The 22996-nt window shown below is 32.9% G+C and carries 21 protein-coding genes; 11 read left to right on the forward strand and 10 right to left on the reverse strand.

Going from position 1 to position 22996, the window contains the following annotated elements; genetic code table 11:
* Positions 1-1794, reverse strand: a complete 1794-nt coding sequence (gene lepA, locus IPO86_11075; protein ID MBK9728651.1) for an elongation factor 4 — start codon at positions 1792-1794, stop codon at positions 1-3.
* Positions 1795-2062: 268 nt separating this feature from the next.
* Between lepA and IPO86_11080 the strand changes: the two genes are divergently transcribed.
* Complete coding sequence (locus IPO86_11080; GenBank protein MBK9728652.1) at positions 2063-2845, forward strand: hypothetical protein; 783 nt, start codon at positions 2063-2065, stop codon at positions 2843-2845.
* Between the two features lie 39 nt (positions 2846-2884).
* Positions 2885-3919 (forward strand): PLP-dependent transferase, encoded by a 1035-nt coding sequence (locus tag IPO86_11085; protein ID MBK9728653.1) that lies wholly within the window; start codon positions 2885-2887, stop codon positions 3917-3919.
* An 11-nt stretch (positions 3920-3930) separates the two neighbouring features.
* On the opposite strand, the gene IPO86_11090 is transcribed toward IPO86_11085, so the two are convergent.
* From IPO86_11090 to IPO86_11100, 3 genes are read right to left on the reverse strand one after another with little or no spacing between them, the layout of a single operon-like run.
* Positions 3931-4521 carry a bifunctional nuclease family protein gene (locus tag IPO86_11090; GenBank protein MBK9728654.1) on the reverse strand — a complete coding sequence of 197 codons (591 nt, stop codon included), beginning with the start codon at positions 4519-4521 and terminating at the stop codon, positions 3931-3933.
* Between the two features lie 9 nt (positions 4522-4530).
* Positions 4531-5478: an electron transfer flavoprotein subunit alpha/FixB family protein gene (locus IPO86_11095; protein ID MBK9728655.1), complete on the reverse strand. Its 948-nt coding sequence runs from the start codon at positions 5476-5478 to the stop codon at positions 4531-4533.
* Between the two features lie 12 nt (positions 5479-5490).
* Positions 5491-6231, reverse strand: coding sequence for an electron transfer flavoprotein subunit beta/FixA family protein (locus IPO86_11100; GenBank protein MBK9728656.1), 741 nt, complete (start codon positions 6229-6231; stop codon positions 5491-5493).
* A 163-nt stretch (positions 6232-6394) separates the two neighbouring features.
* On the opposite strand from IPO86_11100, the gene IPO86_11105 reads away from it, so the two are divergent.
* Positions 6395-6625 carry a hypothetical protein gene (locus IPO86_11105; GenBank protein ID MBK9728657.1) on the forward strand — a complete coding sequence of 77 codons (231 nt, stop codon included), beginning with the start codon at positions 6395-6397 and terminating at the stop codon, positions 6623-6625.
* Here IPO86_11105 and dapF read toward each other — a convergent pair.
* Complete coding sequence (gene dapF / locus IPO86_11110) at positions 6617-7399, reverse strand: diaminopimelate epimerase (protein ID MBK9728658.1); 783 nt, start codon at positions 7397-7399, stop codon at positions 6617-6619. The genes IPO86_11105 and dapF overlap by 9 nt on opposite strands.
* Before the next feature lie 81 nt (positions 7400-7480).
* On the opposite strand from dapF, the gene IPO86_11115 reads away from it, so the two are divergent.
* Genes IPO86_11115 through IPO86_11125 form a run of 3 tightly spaced genes read left to right on the forward strand, consistent with a single transcriptional unit; the run spans position 7481 to position 11047 of the window.
* On the forward strand, positions 7481-8932 hold the full coding sequence (locus tag IPO86_11115; GenBank protein ID MBK9728659.1) for a trypsin-like peptidase domain-containing protein: 1452 nt from the start codon (positions 7481-7483) through the stop codon (positions 8930-8932).
* A 60-nt stretch (positions 8933-8992) separates the two neighbouring features.
* Positions 8993-10630, forward strand: a complete 1638-nt coding sequence (locus tag IPO86_11120) for an acyl-CoA carboxylase subunit beta (protein MBK9728660.1) — start codon at positions 8993-8995, stop codon at positions 10628-10630.
* A gap of 3 nt (positions 10631-10633) precedes the next feature.
* The gene (locus IPO86_11125) at positions 10634-11047 is read left to right on the forward strand and encodes a hypothetical protein (GenBank protein MBK9728661.1); all 414 of its coding nucleotides are present in this window, start codon (positions 10634-10636) and stop codon (positions 11045-11047) included.
* Here IPO86_11125 and bshB1 read toward each other — a convergent pair.
* The 3 genes from bshB1 to IPO86_11140 all read right to left on the reverse strand — a co-directional run bounded on the left by bshB1 (position 11039) and on the right by IPO86_11140 (position 14320).
* Positions 11039-11767, reverse strand: a complete 729-nt coding sequence (gene bshB1 / locus IPO86_11130; protein MBK9728662.1) for a bacillithiol biosynthesis deacetylase BshB1 — start codon at positions 11765-11767, stop codon at positions 11039-11041. The two genes, IPO86_11125 and bshB1, sit on opposite strands and share 9 nt — an antisense overlap.
* Positions 11768-11804: 37 nt before the next feature.
* Positions 11805-12857: a ketoacyl-ACP synthase III gene (locus tag IPO86_11135; GenBank protein ID MBK9728663.1), complete on the reverse strand. Its 1053-nt coding sequence runs from the start codon at positions 12855-12857 to the stop codon at positions 11805-11807.
* 185 nt (positions 12858-13042) lie between these two features.
* Positions 13043-14320 carry an asparagine synthetase B gene (locus tag IPO86_11140; protein ID MBK9728664.1) on the reverse strand — a complete coding sequence of 426 codons (1278 nt, stop codon included), beginning with the start codon at positions 14318-14320 and terminating at the stop codon, positions 13043-13045.
* Between the two features lie 139 nt (positions 14321-14459).
* Here IPO86_11140 and IPO86_11145 point away from each other — a divergent pair, with 139 nt between their 5' ends.
* The 3 genes from IPO86_11145 to IPO86_11155 all read left to right on the forward strand — a co-directional run bounded on the left by IPO86_11145 (position 14460) and on the right by IPO86_11155 (position 19521).
* Positions 14460-16556 carry a hypothetical protein gene (locus IPO86_11145; GenBank protein MBK9728665.1) on the forward strand — a complete coding sequence of 699 codons (2097 nt, stop codon included), beginning with the start codon at positions 14460-14462 and terminating at the stop codon, positions 16554-16556.
* A 66-nt stretch (positions 16557-16622) separates the two neighbouring features.
* Entirely contained in the window at positions 16623-18620 is a 1998-nt protein-coding gene (locus IPO86_11150; protein MBK9728666.1) for a ComEC/Rec2 family competence protein, read from the forward strand.
* Positions 18607-19521, forward strand: a complete 915-nt coding sequence (locus tag IPO86_11155) for a helix-hairpin-helix domain-containing protein (GenBank protein ID MBK9728667.1) — start codon at positions 18607-18609, stop codon at positions 19519-19521. Before IPO86_11150 ends, IPO86_11155 begins: the two co-directional genes overlap by 14 nt.
* 10 nt (positions 19522-19531) lie before the next feature.
* On the opposite strand, the gene fbp is transcribed toward IPO86_11155, so the two are convergent.
* Positions 19532-20512: a class 1 fructose-bisphosphatase gene (gene fbp / locus IPO86_11160; GenBank protein MBK9728668.1), complete on the reverse strand. Its 981-nt coding sequence runs from the start codon at positions 20510-20512 to the stop codon at positions 19532-19534.
* A gap of 87 nt (positions 20513-20599) precedes the next feature.
* Between fbp and IPO86_11165 the strand changes: the two genes are divergently transcribed.
* Positions 20600-22360: an ABC transporter ATP-binding protein gene (locus tag IPO86_11165; protein ID MBK9728669.1), complete on the forward strand. Its 1761-nt coding sequence runs from the start codon at positions 20600-20602 to the stop codon at positions 22358-22360.
* 52 nt (positions 22361-22412) lie between these two features.
* The gene (locus IPO86_11170; GenBank protein MBK9728670.1) at positions 22413-22754 is read left to right on the forward strand and encodes a DUF3276 family protein; all 342 of its coding nucleotides are present in this window, start codon (positions 22413-22415) and stop codon (positions 22752-22754) included.
* A 1-nt stretch (position 22755) separates the two neighbouring features.
* Here the strand turns inward: IPO86_11170 and IPO86_11175 are convergent, their stop codons facing one another.
* Complete coding sequence (locus IPO86_11175) at positions 22756-22977, reverse strand: DUF2905 domain-containing protein (protein MBK9728671.1); 222 nt, start codon at positions 22975-22977, stop codon at positions 22756-22758.
* Positions 22978-22996: the final 19 nt, after the last annotated feature.

Consider the following 22996-nt stretch of genomic DNA (forward strand, 5'->3'; position numbering starts at 1 on the left):
TTATTCATCTAACTTTAAGACATCCAGGAAGGCTTTTTGGGGTACATCTATTGACCCAATTTGTCGCATTTTCTTCTTCCCTTCTTTTTGTTTTTCTAAAAGTTTTCGCTTCCTAGAAATATCACCGCCATAACATTTGGCAGTTACATCTTTCCGCATCGCAGATATCGTTTCTCTTGCAATAATCTTACCACCAATGGCCGCTTGAATTGCGATAACAAACTGATGTTTCGGCAAAATCTCTTTAAGTTTGGAACACATTCTGCGACCAACAGATTCTGCCTTTGATCGATGTACTAAAGCAGTCAGAGCATCTACATTATCGCCATTTAATTTTATATCTAATTTAATCAAATCCGATTTCCGATAATCAATTGGGTGGTAATCAAAGGAAGCATAACCTCTTGTCAATGATTTTAAACGATCATAAAAGTCAAATACAATTTCAGCGAGTGGCATTTCAAACATTAGTTCTACCCTATCTGTAGTTAGATAATGTTGTTTTGTCATAGTACCTCTCTTATCCATACATAATTTAATGATCGTGCCAATATAATCTGGCTTCGTAATAATTTGTGCAGAAATATAAGGTTCTTCGACATATTCCAAATAATTTGGCTCAGGTAAGTCATTTGGAGTATTAATCGTTAATAATTCATTTCTAGTAGTGAGTGCTTTATAAGATACGTTTGGCACTGTTGTAATTACTTCTTGATTAAACTCTCGAGACAATCGCTCTTGAATAATTTCCAGATGCAACATTCCTAAAAATCCACAACGAAAACCAAATCCTAAAGCAATTGAAGTCTCCGGCTCATACACTAAAGATGAATCATTTAATTGCAGTTTCTCCAAACTATCTCTTAAGTCTTCAAAATATTCATTTTCTACCGGATAAATCCCAGCAAAAACCATTGGCTTAACTTCTTCAAAACCTTTAATTCCTTCAGAACAGGGATTTGAAGCCAATGTAATAGTCTCTCCAACTTTTACTTCTTTTGCATCTTTAATTCCAGTAATTACATAACCAACATTCCCACAACCAATTTCGGGCTTAGCAACCAACGTCATCTTCAAAATTCCAAGCTCCTCAGCATCATATTCCTTGCCCAAATTGAAAAATCGAACCCGGTCGCCTTTTTTCATTTGACCGTTCAAAATTCTAAAATAAATAATAATGCCTCTAAAACTATTATAAACAGAATCAAATATTAACGCTTGTAAAGGGCCATTTGGGTCTCCCTTAGGTGCATGTATTCGACTCACTATTGCATTCATAATATCTTGAACCCCTTGACCTGTTTTACCACTAGCAAGAACTATATCTTCTCTGTCGCAACCAATTAAATCAATGATCTGATCACTTACTTGATCAATCATTGCACTATCCATATCAATTTTATTAAGAATCGGAATAATCTCAAGATTATGTTCTATTGCCAAATATAAATTAGAAATTGTTTGTGCCTGAATACCTTGTGTGGCATCTACAATTAATAATGCTCCTTCACAAGCAGCTATTGATCTTGATACTTCATAAGAAAAATCAACATGCCCTGGAGTATCAATCAAATTAAAAATATATTGCTCCCCATCTGAATGCAAATAATTTAATTGAATAGCATGTGCTTTAATAGTAATCCCCCGCTCTCTTTCTAAATCCATGTCATCCAATGCTTGATGTTGCATATCTCGCTCAGAAATGGTTTTAGTAAATTCTAATAAACGGTCTGAAAGCGTACTTTTCCCATGATCAATGTGAGCAATAACACAAAAATTCCTAATGTTCTTCATGAATTTCCTAAATCTGCGCGAAATTACCTAGAAGCAGACTTCTTTTTAAGTTTTTAAAGAATAATATAATCAAATTAACAAATTAACTTATATTTGTCATTATGTTCAATTGTATATATTAAATTATGAATTATCAACAAATTTATAAGTCTAAAATGTTTTTTATCTAAATTCACACTATAATATTAGGTATAAAATAAATTAATCATCAAGCAGCCTATTGAGAACTTAAACGTTTATTATTTGAAGGCTTATTTTTGAGCAGCTTATGAGATACTTAAAATTTATTGTTTTTCTCTTCATTTTAGGAGCTTGTTCCAAGCCGGAAGAAAATTTTATTAAAATTCCTTCAGAGTTTACCGTTGCATTACAAGAACAAATTCAAATTGAAGGTAATCGGATTTTGAATCTAGAATTTGCATCTCTTGTAAACAATTATTGCCCTGAAGATACCATGATTTATAATAGTCGAGTTGATAGTTCTCAATTCAGAATTCAAATACTTGATTCTTATAAAGCCAATCTTTGCACCCATCGAAAAAATTATCTAAAGTCAATTATTCCATTACCTGACATTAAAGATAGCTTAGACGTAATAATTAGCTTAGGGAATGCTTCAACGATCAACATGAGGGTTTATATTCATCCTAAATCCTATCGCCTTGAATTGATTCACGGAACAGGTCTTACAAAAAAATTTGATGAAACCAAAAGATTGCCTAAGAACATAATCTGGGGATATGCTTATCCAAAATCAACGGATCCAACTTCGGAAACGCTTTTAAATAATTTTCGAAAAGACATTGAGTTTGATTGCTCAACCAATCGCTTAGAACCAGGATATTATTCTTACTTAACCGTTCAGAATAATTATTCGATCATATTAAGTGACAATCCAGGAATTGTTGGTAACTCCTTTAATTTTTATTATTTTCATTATAAGTCTGATGTTGAGCTAGTTGATTTTTTCACTATAATAGGTTCAACGTATTCAAATTTAATTGGATATAAAATAAATTCAGGTTCTGGCAAAGAATTTAAATCGCTCTAATTAAGGATCTGACAGAAATGTATTTATTTTACATTTAGAATGCATAAACACAGGATAAATTTAATTAGTGATACGGTTACGCTTCCAACAAAAAATATGTTGGAATTTATGGTTCAAGCAAAATTAGGCGATGATGTTTTTAAAGAAGATCCAACAGTATCTGAACTTGAAAACAGACTTGCCAATATGTTTAATCAAGAAGCCGGTTTATTTTGTCCTTCCGGAACCATGGCAAATCAAATAGCCATTAAGGGACATACCAATCCTTTGGATGAGTTAATTTGTGATATCAATAGCCATGTGTTTCAATATGAAGTTTCGGGATATGCTTTTCATAGTGGAATATCAATTAACCCATTAGTTGGAGATTTTGGAAAATTGTCGGGTGCATTAATTGAAAAGGCTATTAAACCAGATCAAGATTGGTTACCAAATACGAAACTTGTTGTAATAGAAAATACAGGAAATAGATCGGGTGGCAATTATTACAGTCTGAATGAAATTCATGAAATTTCTGCAATATGTCGTAAACGAAATCTAAAGTTACATTTAGATGGCGCAAGGATTTTCAATGCAATTCTTGCTGCAAATTATTCACCTTCCGATATCGGTAACTTTTTTGATTCTATTTCTATTTGTCTTTCAAAAGGATTAGGAGCCCCTGTGGGCTCAGTATTAATTGGTTCGCGGGAATGGATCCAAAAATGTAGAAAAATCAGGAAAGTAATGGGTGGTGGTATGCGTCAAGCAGGAATTCTCGCTGCAGCTGGTCTATATGCTTTAGATCACCATTTGGGAAGACTTCAGACTGATCATGATCATGCAGCGCAACTTGAACAATGCTTATCGAAATTAACGTATGTCGATAGGATTCGAAAAGTATATACTAATATTGTGATATTCGATTTGACGAATGAAATTACGCCAGAAAACTTTTTAAAACAATTGATGGTTTTTGGAATTAATGCTTCAGCTTTTGGAAATCAATCGATTCGATTTGTTACACATCTTGATTTTACAAAAGAAATGCTATTTGAAGTGGAGGATGTTTTAAAAAATAAAATCGTCTATTAATTCGAAATAGTTTATTTGCGTTTATTTAATTCATCCCGAATATGAGCTGCCTTTTCATAGTTTTCTTCTTCTAAAACCTTTTCTAATAATTTTTGAAGCTCTTCTGTACTATAACTACTATAAGCTTTTTGAGGCTTCTCTTTTTTAATAATCTGCTTTTTGATATCTTCCTCCGCTTCCTCCAAAACAACACCGGCTGCTTCCATAATAAATTCATATGTATATACAGGGCAACTAAAACGAACTGCTAGCGCAAGAGCATCTGAGGTTCTGGAATCAATCTTAATTATTTCACCTTCTTTTTCACAGATTAATTGAGAATAAAAAATACCATCTAATAAATCATTTATTACAATTTCTTTAACCTCAATTCCAAAAGAGGATAAAGCATTCTTAAACAAATCATGTGTTAATGGTCTATTGGGAGTCATTCTCTCCAATACAACGGCAATAGCTTGAGCTTCATAACCGCCAATAACTATGGGCAATCTTCTATTCCCTTCCAACTCACCAAGCACTACCGCATAGTTTTGCGATTGGGTGACACTGTGTGAAAGCGCAATAATTTCTAATTCAACAACCTTATGATCTTGGTTTGACATGTATTCTTATCATTTAGCTTTTCTTAAAGCTTCGTTCAATTTCGGTAATATTTCAAATAAATCACCACATACTCCGTAATCAGCTGCCTTGAAAAAAGGTGCTTCCGGATCTTTATTAATAACGAAAATCTTCTTCGAATTATTAACACCAGCTAGATGTTGAATAGCTCCTGAAATTCCAATAGCAATATAAACATTAGGGCGAATTGCAATTCCTGTTTGTCCAACATGTTCATGATGTGGCCTCCATCCTGAATCTGCTACAGGACGAGAACATGCAGTTGTTGCATTTACCAAATCCGCAAGTTCTTCTATTAAATTCCAGTTGGAAGGATCTTTCATTCCTCGCCCTGCCGAAACAACAATATCAGCCTCTGACAAGGGAGTTTTTCCTTTAATTAGTACCCGATCCTTTAAAACTATTTTTGAATCCGGAATATTTATATCTAAATTTAAAATTTTAGTATCACTACCCTTTTGTTCATGCAAACCATAGCCATTTGGCATTAAAGCAAGGATTCCTTTAGCATTTTTTAAACGATACCAGGCTGAAGCTTTTCCGGAAAAAACACTTTTTTGAATTACCACATCTTCAACATTTTTCTTAAGCCCGATGACATTGCTAATCAATGCTAAATTTAATTTAACAGCGAGTCTACCCGAAATTGATTTACCTAAACTATTATTACTTAAAATAATGTAATCAGGATTTAACAAATGATATGCTTGAGATATGATTTCAGTCCATTGTTGAGTATCTATGTACGATGGGGATTTAAATTCGTACACTTCGCTCATACCATACTTGTTAAGATCTCCCAAATTTGAAACTCCCTCAGCAATTATACCACACACCTTTTGACCAGATTTTTCACCTAAGGAAGCTGCATATGAAATTGCTTCTAAAGAAGCTTTTTTAACATGGTTCTCTGCTTTATCTAGAATTACTAAGATCATTCTTTAAATTTTTCAAATAATTTTTAATTCACTTTTAAAAATGCCTACCATGGTATCGATATCATTTGGATTGATCATCTGAACACCAGATTTTGCGACTGGCAACTCAAACTCAACCAATTCAACCAAATGTTCAACAGATACTTTATTAATCACTTCCAACGGCTTTTTCTTAGCATCTATGATACCTTTCATATTTGGGATCCGTTGCTCTGCAAGTCCTTTTGCAGCAGACAATACGAATGGAATTTTTAATTCTACCAATTCAATTCCACCTTCGATTTCACAACTACAGCTAGCATTTGGTAACTCAATACTTAAACTATTACAATATGAAACAAATGGAAGATCCAAATATTGGGCTAATCTACTACCAACCTCAGAACTATTATGATCAATTGTTTCCTTACCGACAAATATGATATCGTAAGATTTGTCTTTTGCGAAATTTGAAATTTGGAATGCCACATCATCTGAGTTCTCAGGGTCCGCATCCACTCGAAACGCAGCATCTGCACCAATTGCTAAGGCTTTCCGAATTAATATGTCTGAACTGGCAAGTCCAACGTGAATCACATCTACCTGGCCTCCAAATTTCTCTTTTAATTCAATACCACGTACTAATGAATACCATTCATCATAAGGATTTAAAATATATTGCACCCCTTCTTCAATAAATCGCTTTCCTTGTGAATCAAAACTTATTTTTGAAGTTGTATCCGGAGTTTTACTGATACACACCAATAATTTCATTTTCTAATCAAATTTATTCGCAAAGATATATAATTTGCATTCATCATATAATTCAACAATTATGAACCCGATTTCACGAAAGGATCAATTGCTTCAAATGATTGAAAATGAACCTGAACAAGTGTTTCTACATTATGCTTTAGCCAAAGAATTTGAAAAAGAATTGAATTGGATAGAGGCTTCAAAAAATTATCAATTGATATTACAAATAGATGCAAATTATATAGGTGTGTATTACCATTATGGCAAATTATTAGAACACTTGGGTCAAATTGACGAGGCCAAAACCATATATCAAACAGGAATTAATAAAGCCCTCGTTGTTAATGATTTACATTCAAAATCTGAACTTCAAACGGCATTGTTGGCACTTGAAATTGAAGCATTAGAATAAATCGTAAAAACCACTGAATACCTTATTCGCTTCTCCCTTTAGCCAAATTTCTGTAGCTGAAGATCCATTCAATGTCATTTTAACTTCTAGTTCACCACCTTTTGCTTTTACAGGAACTACTTGTTCTCCAGATAATCCATCTTTAAAACATTTATAATAAGCACTTGCCGTTACCCCGGTACCGCATGCCAGTGTTTCCCATTCTACACCACGTTCATACGTTGCAATTTCCAATTTTGATCCTGAACATTTTATGAAATTTACATTTACTCCTTCCGGATCAAATTTATGTCTTAATAGTCGGCCTTCTTCATTGACTGGAAATTTAAATGGATCTTCTACTTCCACAATTAAATGAGGCGAACCGCTTTCTATCAATGAGCCATAAGTTGTTTTAACAAATGTCGGAATATCTCTCATTTTTACTGAAACCAATTCTTCTTCTATAAAACCTGCATGGATTCCATCCGTTGCAATAAAACTAAAACTAAATTTCGCTTGTTTATGCATCATGTACCGAATTGCAGCCCGACTCCCATTTCCACAAAAACTGGAAGCTTGGCCGTCACTATTAAAGTATTTCATGTGAAAATCAAAGCCTTCTTCAGAACATAATGCAATCAATCCATCAGCGCCAACACCAAAATGTCGATCACATATTTTTTGTATTAAGTCCCGGTTTTTTAAGTCAATCAATTCAAATTCAAAAAAATCAAGAATTACAAAATCATTTCCGGATGCTTCATATTTTTCAAATGGAATTTTTCGTTTCATACTACAAGTTTAGCAATAGTAATGATTAAGGCACAATTTTTGTTTATATTTATATATTAAAGATATTTATAATATTTAATAATGAGCTCAAAGAACATTCCGTTTTTAATTATTGGTATTTGCATAATCACAAGCATTTTTACCAGTTGGTTGGTTTTCAATCTTTTATATAAGTCAAATCAGTCGAATACTGTTGAATCCAGGTTACTACATCAGGTGAATTATGACCCACAAAGCAATTCCCAAAAAATGCTTTCAACATGGGCCACTTTTTCACCTCAAAATTCTGGAAATTTTGTGTTTGCCGCTTCTAAAAGTACACCGGCAGTCGTTTTTATCGAATCCATCATGGAAGATCAGGAATCCATTTTTTCAATTCCGAACAGAGGAATTGCAACTGGTTCAGGCGTATTAGTTTCTGAAGATGGATACATTGTAACAAATAATCATGTTGTAGAATCCGCTGATAAAATCCAAGTGTTGCTCAATGATAATCGAGAATTCGTTGCAACCCTTATCGGTACAGATCCTACTACAGATTTAGCAGTTCTTAAAATTGAAGCAGTTAGTTTACCTTATTTAGAATTTGGAAATTCGGATTCTAGTTTAATTGGCGAATGGGTGCTTGCTGTTGGTAACCCGCTTAGACTTCAATCTACTGTTACCGCCGGAATTATTTCTGCCAAAGCCCGCAATATTAATATTCTCAATAATCAACAATATAGAATTGAATCCTTCATCCAAACGGATGCAGCTGTAAATCCAGGAAATAGCGGTGGCGCTTTGGTAAATATGACAGGAGAATTGATTGGTATAAATACAGCTATCATGAGCCAGACTGGGCGATATGAGGGTTATTCTTTTTCAATTCCATCGAATCTTGTGAAAAAAGTGATCACCGATATTAAAAATTTTGGCACCGTTCAGCGAGGCCTTTTAGGTGTCGTCATCGAAGAAATAAATGACGAGCGAGCTAAGTTGTATGGACTAACTTCAGTTGCCGGTGTATTTATTAGTAATACTACAAAAGATGGCGCTGCCGATCTTGCAGGTTTACAACCAGAAGACATTATTCTTGAAATAAATAGCAGAAGAATTCATTCTGTACCAGAATTACAAGAGATCATTGGAAGACTAAGGCCCGGTTCTAAAATAGAAATTAAATATTGGAGAAACAAAAAACAAATTGAAACAGAGGCTATTTTAAAAAATCAAGCTAACACTACCTCATTAATTAGTGCTCGACGAGATCCAATCTTATTAGACTTGGGTTTTGAAGTACGAGATTTAACAGATATAGAAAAAGCACTTTTTAAAGAATCTGGCGTAAAAGTTCTTAGTATTTATCAAGGTAGTATTATTGAAAGCACGAATATGGCACCAAATTATATCATTACTTCAGTAAATGGAAAAAAGGTTCAAAATTCTGATGACTTCATAAAATATTTGAAAGAGACGGATAAAAATGTATTGCTGAATGGGTTTTATGAAAAATACAAGGGTCGTTTTCCCTATCGATTCAATAAGAATTAAGTACTTTGTCGGCTTTTTAAATTCTTTACCTTAATTTAAGTCACTGCTTATTAATATTTTATGAATCAATCATTTGACCTGGTATTCAATCAAAATGAAGATGCAATGAAATTGTATCTTTCTAAATTGCGCAAAGAGATTGACACCATCGAATTAGGTGGTGGCCTAAAAAAACTAGAAAACCAACGTTCGGAAGGAAAATTAACAGCAAGAGAAAGAATTCAATATCTATTGGATGACCAGAAACCACAATTTGAACTTGGTGCATTTGCAGGATATGAAATGTATGAAGAGTATGGCGGTTGTCCAGCGGGTGGTGTAATTGTAGTGATTGGATATATTCAATCAAAACTATGCATCGTTGTTGCAAATGACGCAACGGTAAAAGCTGGTGCATGGTTTCCTATCACCGGTAAGAAAAATTTACGCGCTCAGGAAATAGCATTAGAAAATCATATACCAATTATCTACCTAGTTGACAGTGCAGGTGTATTTCTACCAATGCAGGATGAAATTTTTCCAGACAAAGAACATTTTGGTCGAATTTTTAGAAACAATGCAGTATTATCGTCAAAAGGAATCCCACAGATTGCTGCTGTTATGGGAAGCTGTGTAGCAGGTGGTGCTTATTTGCCAATTATGTCTGATGAAGCTTTGATAGTTGAAAAAACAGGTTCCATATTCTTGGCGGGTCCTTATCTGGTAAAAGCAGCTATAGGTGAAGATGTGGATATAGAATCCTTAGGGGGTGCTACCACACATTGCGAAATTTCTGGAGTAACAGATTACAAAATGAAAGATGATAAACATTGTCTGGATACTATTAAAAAATTAGTTGATAAAATAAATAATCACGCAAAATCAAATTTAGATCAGATTGAATCAAAAGAACCGAAAATACCGACCGAAAAAATCATAGGTTATTTTCCATCAGAAGCCGTGAAGCCATATGATATGGGAAGGATACTTGACTGTATTGTAGACGATGATTCAATCGTGTATTATAAAGAGGACTATGGAAAAACCATACTTTGTGCTTATGCTAGAATTGGAGGATATGCAATTGGAATTGTTGCAAATGACAGAAGAATTATAAAATCGGGAAAAGGAGAAATGCAAATGGGCGGAGTTATCTATTCAGATTCTGCAGATAAAGCAACTCGATTTATACTAAATTGTAATCAAAAGAAAATTCCGTTATTATTTTTACACGATGTAACTGGGTTTATGGTTGGAACCAGATCTGAACATGGTGGCATTATTAAAGATGGAGCAAAAATGGTGAATGCAGTAGCAAATTCAACAGTTCCAAAGTTTTCAATAATTATAGGTAACTCCTATGGGGCAGGCAATTATGCTATGTGTGGAAAAGCCTATGATCCAAGGTTTATCGCAGCATGGCCTACTGCTAAGATTGCAGTAATGGGCGGAGCTCAGGCTGCAAAAGTATTGACTCAAATTCAAATTCAATCCTTAAAATCAAAAGGAAAAGCACCAGAACCTGAAGAAGAGAAAAAATTATTTGATCAGATTAATGCAAAGTATCAAAAACAAACAACGGCATATTATGCAGCAGCAAGACTCTGGGTGGATGCAATTATTGATCCAATACAAACCAGAAACTGGATCCTTATGTGTATCGAAGTATCAAAATTTCAAAAAATCGAAGACTTTAATCCAGGTGTGATTCAAACATAGCATATGAATGAAAAATACAATAATTGGTTGAAAAGAATAGGAATCGCAGGATTCTTGTTTTTTCTAATAAAAGGAATACTTTGGTTGCTTTTTGGAACTGCAATTTATAAATGGTTTCAAAATTTATTTTTAACTAGCTTATTATCTTTGATTCCTCTTTTTGTAATTTGTCAATATAACCCTACACTAAATACTTATCCTAATATAGCTATTTCAATTTCAAAAATTCCAGCTATTCCTTCTTTAACTATAAATTGCCAAAACACAAAACCATTGTTTTGCAGATTGGAAGATCAATTAAATTCAAAAAAGAAATATCCTATTAAATTTAGATTAGGCTCCCTGGATTATACAAATAAATTGGAGTATTCCTCTGATTTAATTCATTTCAAAAGCATAATTAATACATTAGATTAAACTTTCAATTAAATTATTTAAAGGAATAGGGCCATTAAAATTAAATGCTTCTGCATATTCTACATTCATGCTTCGCCCATAGGTTTTATTCTTAGCTTTAATTACATCGAAAAAATCTTTTCCAGATATTGGCGAAACGGGTTCTGTTGAATTAGGATCATAAAACTGCGATTTAAAACACTGTATGATTTCAAGTTTTTCATTCATTACCGATGAAATATCACAAATGATATCAGCTTCTAATTGATGATCCTGAACGTAGTGCAATACATGTTTTGGCCTCCACTTTATTTGGTTTTTACCATGCTGATCGATGGTGATAATTTTTTCGAGTCCTGCATAAAATATTGCATCCGACACTAATTTCGCAGCACGTCCATGATCCGGATGTCGGTCTGAAATAGCATTTGCAAAAATTATTCGAGGCTTTGCAGCTCTGATTACTTGAATAATTTTTAGAATAGATTCTTTGTTCCAATTAAAAAAACCATCTTCTAAATCTAATTGAACTCTAAAATTAGCGGATAACTTCTGGGCAGCCTGAAACGCTTCTTCCGTTCTCAACGAAGCACTTCCTCTAGTGCCCAATTCACCCAAAGTTAGATCTAATAAACCTATAGAATATCCTTTCTGTATATGATTTAAGAGGGTTCCACTACAAGACAATTCAATATCATCTGGATGCACTCCAATCGCAAGGATGTCCACTTGAGTTGGCATTCTAAGTAAGTTTCTAATCATTCTATAAATATTTTGATTACCATTTAATCAAAGCACTACCCCATGTAAATCCGCTTCCAAATGCAGCAAGACAGATCAAATCACCTTTATTAATTTTACCCGCTTCCCAGGCTTCGCAAACTGCAATTGGTATGGTTGCTGCAGTTGTATTGCCATACTTCTGAATATTATTCCAAACCTGATCATCGCGTAATTCCAATTTCTGTTGTATAAACTGGCTGATCCGCAAATTTGCCTGATGCGGAATCAACATATTAATATCTTTTGAAGTTAATCCTGCTTTCTGCAAAGCTTCTTGAATAACTTCCTGAAATTTAATTACGGCTGTTTTAAAAACAAGGGGTCCATTCATATTGGGAAAAATCAATTGATCATCCCACATTTTTTGTGTTAAGAAAATCCCACCATATTTTTGTTCAGGATAACCAAATTGTTCTTTGCCAAGATGATGACCACCGTGACTCCCTGGATTTAAGGAAGCTAATTCTTCTGCATATGTACCATCTGAATGCAATACAGTATTAATAATTCCTTCTTCTTCATTTTCTGTTGGTTGAATAACAAATGCTCCAGCACCATCACCAAAAATTACGGATACATTTCTGCCTCGGGTGGTAAAATCCAGACCCATCGAATGCATCTCAGCACCTACCAATAAAATATTTTTATATTGTCCTGTTTTAATAAATTGATCTGCAATTGATAAACCATACAAAAAGCCGCTACATTGATTCCGTACATCCAAGGCTGGCGCTTCTTGCTTTGTCATTTTCAATTCCCGCTGAAGTAAAACTCCACAACCTGGAAAAAAATAATCCGGACTTAATGTAGCAAAAATTATAAAATCGATATCCTCTTTATTAATTCCAGCTCTTTGAATTGCAATTTCTGCAGCTTTTGCGCCCATTGTTGAAGTAGTTTCAACATGCGCGGTTCCATAGCGTCTTTCCTTTATACCAGTTCGCTCCTGAATCCATGCATCTGTAGTATCCATTAATTTTTCAAGATCTTCATTTCTGATTACATTTTCGGGCACATAATAACCCATTCCAGCAACTTTTGATTTCATTTTATTTTTGTATTATCTAGTTAAAACAACGATCCATAATTTGTAAAGTTAAACTACTATAAACCAAATAGAAAGTGATTTTAATTGGTACTGTTTTTACTCTTAATAAGCAATGAGATTCTCTATAATTAATTTTAAATTCCTTGATAAATTGTTGAAATTCAAATATAATAATAAAAGAAAATCTAAGTCTTACGCTCTTTCTTTTTGGCTGCTGGAAATAAAACATTATTTAATATTAACCGATAACCTGGCGAGTTAGGGTGTAAATTTAAATCCGTAGGAGGATCGCCTACCCGATGCTGATAATCTTCGGGATCGTGACCTCCGTAGAATGTCCAGGTACCGAATCCAAAACTTCCATGAATATAGCGGACCTCGTCTGCAGATTTTGTATCCCCCAATACAAGAACATCCGTTTTGATTAAATTCTTTTTAAAACCAGTGGTTTGACCCATAAAACCTTTAATCGTACGCGTATGATTTTGTGTTAACATGGTAGGAACTGGATCCCATTTAGCAGAAAAATCAAATAAATTAAAATAATCATTTTCGGCACTAATTTGCCGGTCATAGGTATTATCAATTGTTGAAAATTCATATTCTATTGGATTATCCTTTAGAGTATAATCTTTAAAAGCTAAAGTTTTAGAAAAATCTAATTTAGAACTAGCATTTGGATCTGAACCATCATTATCGTAATAAACAGCACATATATCTAATCCATCTGCAGATAATGCAATATCATAAGAATCCGTTGCCGAACACATAGCAAACATAAATCCACCACCGGCTACGTATTCTTTGATTTTCTTCGCAACTGCTAACTTACATTGCGAAACTTTAGAGAATCCTAATTCCTTACTAAGGTTTTCCGCTCGTTTTTGATTTTCGATATACCAAGATTGGGTATGATAACCAGAATAAAACCTACCATACTGACCTGTAAAATCTTCATGATGAAGGTGCAACCAGTCATATTTAGGTAAAAGATCATGAATAATTTCACGGTCATAAATTTTATCAAATGGGATTTCCGCATATGTTAAAGCCAATGTTACAGCATCGTCCCAAGGTTGAATTCGCTCTCCTTTTTCATTAAATTCTGGAGTATAAACTGCCATTTTAGGAGCTTTTTCTAATTTAATCACTTCCTCATTAATTTCCGGATTACCGATTTCTGTTTTAATTCTTAAAAATTCAGATTCTGAAATGATTTCATAGGATACACCGCGGGTAATACATTCTTTTTCAAAGACTTTCGTATTCACAAAAACAAAACTTCCGCCCCGATAATTCAACAACCAATAGACCTCTATCTTTTGATCAATTATCCAATATGCAATACCGTATGCTTTTAAATGATTACTTTGTTTTAAGTCCATAGGAATCAATACATAAGATGCAAATGAAGCATGGATAGTAAAAAATAGCATGAAAATAATCACAAAATATTTAGCCATATGAACCTAATTTTATACTACAAATATATTTTAAATTTATACAAAAACCATTGACTATCGAACAATTAAGGTTAAATTTTGGTTATTTTACCATTGTACATTTCAAATTGTTGATCTTTGCGCACTTATAAAACGGAATATGGGTCAATTTAGTTTTCAATACCCGGTTTGGACTATAGGTTTATGCCTTATCATAGCCCTTATTGCAGGTTTAGCACTGTATTACAAAACCAGTCAACTCTCGGATCGGACATTCGGACAAAAGCTCCTACTCAGTATTCTCCGGGTTGTGTCCGTATTATTAATTCTATTATTATTATTAAACCCTCTTTATAAATATTTTAAACAAACTATTCAAAAACCAATTTTAGTTTTTGCACAAGATGTAAGTAGCTCCATCATTAGCAAAGATTCAAGCTTTTTAAAAGAATATATCAAACAAAGAGAACTCGCAAAAGAAGTATTATCTGAAAAATATGAAATTGCTCATTTGGAATTTTCAGATCAAACTCAATCTAATAAAAATGATATCTATAATGGACGTTCAACTAACATTAATTCAGTTTTTGAATACATATCTAATCAATTAGATTTACAAAATGTAAAAGCTGTAATACTCGCAACAGATGGCATTTATAATTCTGGTAAAAATCCTTCCTATCAGTCCATTTTAAAACAAATTCCCGTTTACCCAATTTTATTTGGAGACACACTTCAAGAGCGCGATTTATTCATTTCAAATTTATTTCATAATGAAATTATTTATGCAGGTGATAAATTTGCAGTTCAGGCTGATATACAAAGCTGGAATCTTCAAAATGAAAAATCAAACATTCAACTACAGATATTTCAAAATGGAAATTGGTTAAATTTACAATCCGATATCTTTACAATCGGGCAAAAGAAATTCTTTTATACCAAAGAATTCATTGTGCCGACTGCACAAGCAGGCATTTTCAGGTATCGAATAACATGTACTATACTTCCTCAAGAAAGCAGCATAAAAAATAATACCAGAGAGTTTTATATCGAAGTACTGGACTCAAAAAAGAAATTATTAGTACTTATCAATTCTCCACATCCCGATATAGCAGCAATCAAGGAAGCACTTTCAAACAATAAAAATTACGACATTGAAATTAAATTAGCATCTGAACCAATTCCAAGTCTCGCTAAATATAGTTTGATCTTAATGCATCAATTACCCGGTGCATCTGGACTTGGTTCAAACTTCATTGCACAAGCCAAACTAAACAAAACTCCTTTAGTCTATATTGTCGGTCAACAAACTGACATAAATGCGTTTAATAGCAATCAAGATATCGTACAAATAACAGGATCCAATAAATCATTTAACGAAAGCACACCTGTATACCGACCCGGCTTTGGCGAATTTACGATAAGTGACCAAGGACAAAGTTATATTCCAAAATTTCCACCGTTAAATTGCTTATTTGGAAACTATAAATTAGATCCGACTGCTTCTGTTTTGTTCTTTCAAAAAATTGGAAATGTAGAAACAAATTATCCACTATGGATTTGTTCCGCCAAATCTGGACATAGAATATCCTATATATTAGGTGAAGGAATCTGGAAATGGAAGCTGAATGAATTTGCAAATTTGAATTCTTTTAACACCTTTTTTGAACTCGTAAATAAAACGGTACAGTTTACAAGTACCCAAGAAGATTTACGTAAATTTAGAGTTAATCAAAATAAAAGAATATTTAATGAAGGGGAAGCTATAAGTTTCAATGCAGAATTCTATAATGATAATTTTGAAAGAATAAATACACCGGATGCAAAACTTGAAATTATAGGTCCAGAATCCTTAAAATATGAATTTAGTTTTTCAAAACTTGAAAATTATTACAATTTAAATGCGGGTTCTTTACCAAAAGGAGACTATTCTTATCTCGCAAAACTCGAATGGAATAAGAAAGAATTTACAGTTAATGGTAAATTTTCTATACAAGCGCTAGATCTAGAAACCAATAATCGGGTTGCAGATTTTGACTTATTAAGAGTTCTTGCTACCAAGTCTGCCGGACAAACCTACTACCCTTCACAAATAGACCAATTAACAAACAATCTCTTATCGAACCAACAGGCCAAATCTATCATTTCACAAAATTTGGAAATTAATCCTCTAATAAATCAAAAATGGTTGTTTTTTATAGTCTTTCTTTGCCTTGCCATAGAATGGTTTCTTCGAAGATATTGGGGTAGCTATTAAAAATTATTTAATTAATTAAATTCATTTTTGGAATTCTAGTATATTTGCAATACACTAGAGAACATTATGATCGAGTATACCCTTGCCCGACCATTTATTATATTGAGTATACTTTCTGCCATCGTCTACAGCTTGGTTGAATATTGCTTTTTCAATATTGAAATAAACAAATTTTATCCTTTCATCATTGTCCTGGTTTTATTCCTTATTTCGCTATGGTATCAAAAGAAAAAAGCATATTTATCCTTATTCTTGTTTGCAATTCTGGTATTCAGCTCGCGAAAGCTTCAACACTTAAATGAAAAACATACAAATCAAGAAATTTCAGACAATACAAATTTAGAAAACCAAACAATTCATGTAATTAAATCACAAACATTTAATAACCTGAACATAATTGATGGGAACCTACAAATTGGAAATAAACTACAGGCTTGCAGAATCAAAATACCAACACGGTATCTAACAGAAAAACTCTTCTACAATGATACCTTAAAATGCGCATTCACTTTACATAAAATTAAGTCCTATAATTCGAGATACTTCTCTGCTTATAATGAGTATCTATTAAAAAGTCATATACAATATCATGGGATACTTACGGATTCTGTTGTCCAAATATCAAAGAGTAAGCAATTATCATTGCAAAATACTTCACAAATAATAGCTGATAAAATTAAACTTCGATTTCTTCAAAACATTCCGGATTCTTCAAATGCATTTTTATTAATCTCGTTGCTGATAGGTGAAAAGCAACAATTAGATGCGACCATCAAAGAAGCTTTTATTTCTACAGGTACAGCCCATATTTTAGCCGTTTCAGGACTCCATTTAGGAATTCTCTATATCTTATTATTCCAAGCATTCAAAGTATTCCGTTTTTTTCCGGCATTAAATTATAAAATCATAGCTTTTCTAGGAATTATTATAAGCATATGGCTTTTTGCCTTCATTACAGGTTTGAGCGCTTCGGTGCTTAGAGCTGCAATCATGCTTAGTTTTATGGAATTTGGAAAACTTCTAGGCCGTGAAACAGACTCTGTAAATAGCTTATTCGGATGCAGCTTTGTAATGCTCTATTATGATCCATGTACCTTATATGATGTTGGATTTCAATTATCGTTTTTCGCAGTTCTGAGCATCTTATTATTCAATCCATACATCCAAAGATTATATGTTCCAGGCAATTTTATTACATCTAAATTATGGGAACTAATATCCGTTTCCATATCCGTGCAATTTCTTGTTACACCTATAAGCATTTACTATTTTCAACAATTCCCTTTATACTTCTTGTTTTCAAATCTTCTCTGGATACCCTTATCATTTATCCTTATGATCATTGGCTTGATACTTATCATCACCTCTTCTTTTCTTCCATTGATTTCATTAAAAATTGGTTTACTTGCTTCGCTACTCTGTGATATCGGAATGAATGGACTATATTACATAAGAAAAATCCCTAGCTCCGTGCTACAAAATTTGTGGCTTTATCCTGAACAAATAATAGCATATACAATTATCTGCATTCTAATATTTTTTGGAATGCAATATAAAAATCAAAAGTACTACTTCGTTGGACTTACTTTGTCCTTGCTTATTCCAATAATACTAGCCATTCGTTTTGTTAATCTTGAAAATAGCAGTCAGCTCATTCTCTATAAGGAAAAAAGTACTTTGCAATTTGATTTAAGGATAGGTAGAACAATCTACACCACGAATCCAACAAGTAAGCTAATGCTAAAATTAAGAAGCTCCAACTTAGTATCAAATATCATTGCTGAACAAGAAATTGAAAATTTAAATCAAATATTAAAAGTCTACAAACTTGATAAATTTTGGATCCACACAACAACGCAAAATAATAGTTCTAATTTTGAATTTTGCCCCATTAACAGATCCTCGATACTTGAATATGATCATCCATTTAAAATCAATAGTGACCCATTATTGAATTTAAATAATTCAAGAAAAACTGTTATAGAATGTCAACAAATTTCTGATGCATACATTAGCACTTATGGTCCACAAATATTAAATCTTATAAGCTATGAAGAAGAATGAATTTGATTCCTTTTATTTGTCTAAACACGAGCGAATTGGTGTATATCTTCTTCTCCTTGTTTTATTTTCTCTGCTCTTTATTCCGTGGTTTTATCAGTATGTATTTCCGGATTCTTCACAAACAGCTAACAGTACAAAAATTAATAAATTGGAAATACGCTCTCAAAATGACACCCTTAGTAAGAATAATAAACAAAGCACTAACTCCTGGATGGAATCGAATTTGAATTTAAAAAAAAGAAATCAGCTCACTAAAAATGAAATTAAACTATTTTCTTTTGATCCGAATACTTTGAGCGCTGGTGATGCAATAAAATTAGGAATCCCAATCAAAGTTTATCAAAATTTACAAAAATATTTGAATGCCGGCGGTAAAATAAAATCCGATGAACAATTTTCGAGAATTTATGGAATGGATGAATCGATTTATGCCCGAATTAAAGATTCTATAGCCATCCCTAATAATAAAATTACACCAGTATTTAAAACAAACATCCGAATTAAAAGCATTATTGATATCAATATTGCCACGGAAGATGAACTTATTAAATTACCTTTCATAGGTGAAAAATTAGCAAATCGGATAATAAAATATAGAATCCTATTAGGTGGATTTATAAAAACGGAGCAATTGCTAGAAGTATATGGGATTCAAGATAGTATTTTATCCATCTTAAGGCCTCAATTAACAATACAAGAACCAATAAGAAAAATTTCTATAAATGAAATAGAATATGATCAATTAAAAACACATCCTTATTTTGGTTATCACAAGGCAAAATTAATTACAAATTATATTAAGCAGCATAATTTGATCGAAAACATAAATCAACTTGCCAAAATTGAAGGAATGGATAGCGCTTTTATTTCCAAAGCTGGACCTTATATCCGTTTTGATTAATAAAATTATACTAAATAAATTTTAAAACTTCCTTTACATTATCAACAGAACCGATAATAATGGAAGATCTTTGATGAAGCGAAGTGATTGAAGTATCCATAATTCTTTTACCCGATTCATCAACACTCATTCCGCCCGCTTGTTCCACTACAAAACTTATAGGACTACATTCATATAGCATCCGCAGTTTGCCTTGAGGATTTTTAATAGTTTGTGGATAAAGAAAAACCCCTCCTAAACAAATGGTTCTATGCACATCCGCTACCATAGAGCCGATATATCTCAACATCATATTGTGATCTGCACATTGATTTAAAAATTGCTGAATCCCGGAATTAAACTGGCGATAATAACCTTGATTTATGGAATAGTTGTTTCCAGATTCAGGAATTCGCATATTCTTATGGCTTAAACAAAATTCTCCAATACCACGATCGTATGTAAAGCCATTGACCCCATATCCTGAAGTATAAATTAGCATTGTTGAAGTACCGTAAAGTATATATCCAGCAGCTACTTGCTCCGTTCCTTTTTGCAAAAAATCATCCAACTCCAAGGCTTGATCCTCTGCCGTTAATCTTTTGTAAATACCAAATATTGTACCTACACTTATGTTCACATCAATATTAGAAGATCCATCCAACGGATCAATAACAACAATATATTTATTTCTATGATTTGAATTCGTAGTAAATGAAATAAATTCATCCAATTCTTCCGATGCAACCCCTGCACAGAGTCCTGAATTCCGTAAATATTCAATCATTAAATCGTTTGCATAAATATCCAGTTTTTGGACCGTATCTCCACTAGAATTTAAATTACCATCTTCCCCTAAAATATCCATCAAGCCGGCCTTATTCACTACCCTATTGACAATTTTAGCTGCAATACCAATATGTCTCAATAAACCTGTAAACTCACCAGATGCACTATCCTGTAGCGCCTGATTCTGGACAATAAATTCATCTAAAGTAATCCTTCTACTCATATTCATAAATAAAACCTAAAGATAGTATAAAATCAAACGCCATAAATATTTGAATCTGGCTTAGCTTTACATTTTAAATCTATCATTTTGAGGCATCTTTTTACACTCAACCATTATTTTTTAAAGTATAAACAAAAACTCTTGTTGGGAATCCTATTTGTGATTCTTTCAAATATTTTTCGAGTTTTACAACCTCAGGCAATTCGGGAAGCTTTAAATAAAATTTTAGAATATCTTAAATCCGACCAAACCTCAGCAAATGCCTCTGAACTTAGTCAACAATTGATGAAATTTGGATTGTATATTTTTGGATTTGCCATACTCATGGGAATATTTATGTTTATGATGCGGCAAACAATAATTGTAATGTCCAGGCTCATTGAATACGATTTAAGGAAAGAAGTATTTCAACATTATCTTAAACTTGATCTAAACTTTTATAAAAAGAATAAAACAGGTGATTTAATGTCAAGAATTACGGAAGATGTAAATAAAGTAAGAATGTATTTGGGACCTGCCATATTATATGGTATCAATCTAGTTAGTTTGGTTGTGATTGTAATCTTTACGATGTTTAAAGTAAACTTTTTATTATCCCTTTATACCTTATTACCATTGCCTGTGCTTTCCATAATTATTTATTGGGTTAGCAATAAAATTAATAAAAAAAGTGAAGTTATACAAAGGCAACTTGCGAAATTAACAACCATCTGTCAAGAATCATTCAGTGGTATTCGCATTATTAAATCTTATGCAATGGAAGATAATTGGAAGCATGATTTAGAGCGCAATTCTCTTACCTACAGGAATTCAATATTGGGCTTAGCAAAAATTGATGCTTTATTTTTTCCCTCTATGCTGCTATTGATTGGCTTAAGCACTTTAATCACAATCTATATTGGGGGATTAAATGTTTATAATGGGACTGTTACTGCAGGGAATATTGCTGAATTTGTAATTTATGTAAATATGCTTACTTGGCCTGTTTCGGCTTTAGGTTGGTGTGCTTCTATCGTTCAACAGGCAGAAGCTTCGCAAAAACGAATCAATGCTTTTTTAGAAACTCAATCTAGCATCCTTCCTCCAGAAAAAATCACAAACCCTGTTGAAGATTTAACAATTACATTTGATCATGTCTCATTTACATATCCTGAGTCTGGCATTGAAGCCGTTAAAGATTTAAATCTTCAAATAAAACCAGGCTCAAAAATCGCGATAATTGGTAAGACAGCTGCTGGAAAATCCACGATTGCTGAATTACTGATTCGCTTATATGACCCAACAGAGGGTAAAATATCTATTGGAGGAATCAATTTGAAAAGCTTCAGTCCAGACGCATTAAGAGCTGCTATAGCTTATGTACCCCAAGATGTATTTTTATTTTCTTCTTCCATTAAAGAAAATATTGCTTTTGGAATTGAAGCGCTTTCAGATCAAAAAATTGAACATGCCGCTATAATTTCTGAAGTTCATAAAGAAATTCAAGACCTGCCTGAATCTTACCATAGCATCCTGGGAGAACGTGGAGTGAACCTGTCTGGAGGTCAAAAACAACGCATTAGTTTGGCCCGTGCAATGGCCAAATCATCCTCGATAATTATTCTAGATGATTGTTTGTCAGCGGTTGATTCGGAAACTGAACAACTGATTCTAAATCACCTGGAGCAAGAATTATCTGGAAAAACCTTAATCCTTATAACTCAAAGGCTTAAACAAACCCAACGGATGGACCATATTTTTGTCTTTGATCATGGCAGCTTAGTGGATCATGGTAGTTTCCAAGAATTGATTGAAAAACCAGGATTATTTTCTCAATTGTATGCAATTGAAAATAAAAACGACTTTTGATAGTTTCGAAAATTAACGTATTTTTACATAAGTATTAACAAAATCCAATTCTGTGGAAAACGAGAAACATATTGAAAATATATTTTCAAAAAAGCTTCGTGCTGGTAAGAGAAGAACTTATTTCTTTGATATTCGCAAAACAAAGTCGGAGGACTTTTTCATATCTATTACAGAAAGCACTCGAAAATTCAATGGAGATGGATATGAAAGGCATAAAATTTTCATTTATAAAGAAGACTTTAATCGTTTTATAGAAAACTTACAAGAAGTTGTTGATCAAATCAAAACTAATTATTTACCGGATTTTGATTATGATGCATTTGCCAAACGAGATGAAGAATGGGAAAATTTAAAAGAAGAAGAAAAATCTAAAGAAGATCCAATTGCCTGGTAAACTATTTGGCTAAAATTCTATAAATATAAAGAATCAAATTTAGAAGCAAACTAATGAGTAACATGCTTACTAAAGGAAAATAAAATTTTGACTGCTCATTTTCCCATTTAATATCTCCGGGTAGATTCCCAAACCAACTAAATATTTTTAGAAAATTATTCCAAAAAAGGCCCAAGATTATAAGCACACAACCAAGCAGAATGATTAGTTTAGCGATTGACATTTGACATTATCCAGTTCTA

It is taken from the genome of Saprospiraceae bacterium (genome assembly GCA_016717265.1).
Taxonomy (GTDB): Bacteria; Bacteroidota; Bacteroidia; order Chitinophagales; family Saprospiraceae; genus Vicinibacter.

Excerpts from the sequence above, each read along its gene's own strand:
- lepA (MBK9728651.1), bottom strand. The coding sequence starts at position 1,794 with ATGAAGAACATTAGGAATTTTTGTGTTATTGCTCACATTGATCATGGG.
- IPO86_11080 (MBK9728652.1), top strand. The coding sequence starts at position 2,063 with ATGAGATACTTAAAATTTATTGTTTTTCTCTTCATTTTAGGAGCTTGT.
- IPO86_11085 (MBK9728653.1), top strand. The coding sequence starts at position 2,885 with ATGCATAAACACAGGATAAATTTAATTAGTGATACGGTTACGCTTCCA.
- IPO86_11090 (MBK9728654.1), bottom strand. The coding sequence starts at position 4,521 with ATGTCAAACCAAGATCATAAGGTTGTTGAATTAGAAATTATTGCGCTT.
- IPO86_11095 (MBK9728655.1), bottom strand. The coding sequence starts at position 5,478 with ATGATCTTAGTAATTCTAGATAAAGCAGAGAACCATGTTAAAAAAGCT.
- IPO86_11100 (MBK9728656.1), bottom strand. The coding sequence starts at position 6,231 with ATGAAATTATTGGTGTGTATCAGTAAAACTCCGGATACAACTTCAAAA.
- dapF (MBK9728658.1), bottom strand. The coding sequence starts at position 7,399 with ATGAAACGAAAAATTCCATTTGAAAAATATGAAGCATCCGGAAATGAT.
- IPO86_11115 (MBK9728659.1), top strand. The coding sequence starts at position 7,481 with ATGAGCTCAAAGAACATTCCGTTTTTAATTATTGGTATTTGCATAATC.
- IPO86_11120 (MBK9728660.1), top strand. The coding sequence starts at position 8,993 with ATGAATCAATCATTTGACCTGGTATTCAATCAAAATGAAGATGCAATG.
- IPO86_11125 (MBK9728661.1), top strand. The coding sequence starts at position 10,634 with ATGAATGAAAAATACAATAATTGGTTGAAAAGAATAGGAATCGCAGGA.
- bshB1 (MBK9728662.1), bottom strand. The coding sequence starts at position 11,767 with ATGCCAACTCAAGTGGACATCCTTGCGATTGGAGTGCATCCAGATGAT.
- IPO86_11135 (MBK9728663.1), bottom strand. The coding sequence starts at position 12,857 with ATGAAATCAAAAGTTGCTGGAATGGGTTATTATGTGCCCGAAAATGTA.
- IPO86_11140 (MBK9728664.1), bottom strand. The coding sequence starts at position 14,320 with ATGGCTAAATATTTTGTGATTATTTTCATGCTATTTTTTACTATCCAT.
- IPO86_11145 (MBK9728665.1), top strand. The coding sequence starts at position 14,460 with ATGGGTCAATTTAGTTTTCAATACCCGGTTTGGACTATAGGTTTATGC.
- IPO86_11150 (MBK9728666.1), top strand. The coding sequence starts at position 16,623 with ATGATCGAGTATACCCTTGCCCGACCATTTATTATATTGAGTATACTT.
- IPO86_11155 (MBK9728667.1), top strand. The coding sequence starts at position 18,607 with ATGAAGAAGAATGAATTTGATTCCTTTTATTTGTCTAAACACGAGCGA.
- fbp (MBK9728668.1), bottom strand. The coding sequence starts at position 20,512 with ATGAGTAGAAGGATTACTTTAGATGAATTTATTGTCCAGAATCAGGCG.
- IPO86_11175 (MBK9728671.1), bottom strand. The coding sequence starts at position 22,977 with ATGTCAATCGCTAAACTAATCATTCTGCTTGGTTGTGTGCTTATAATC.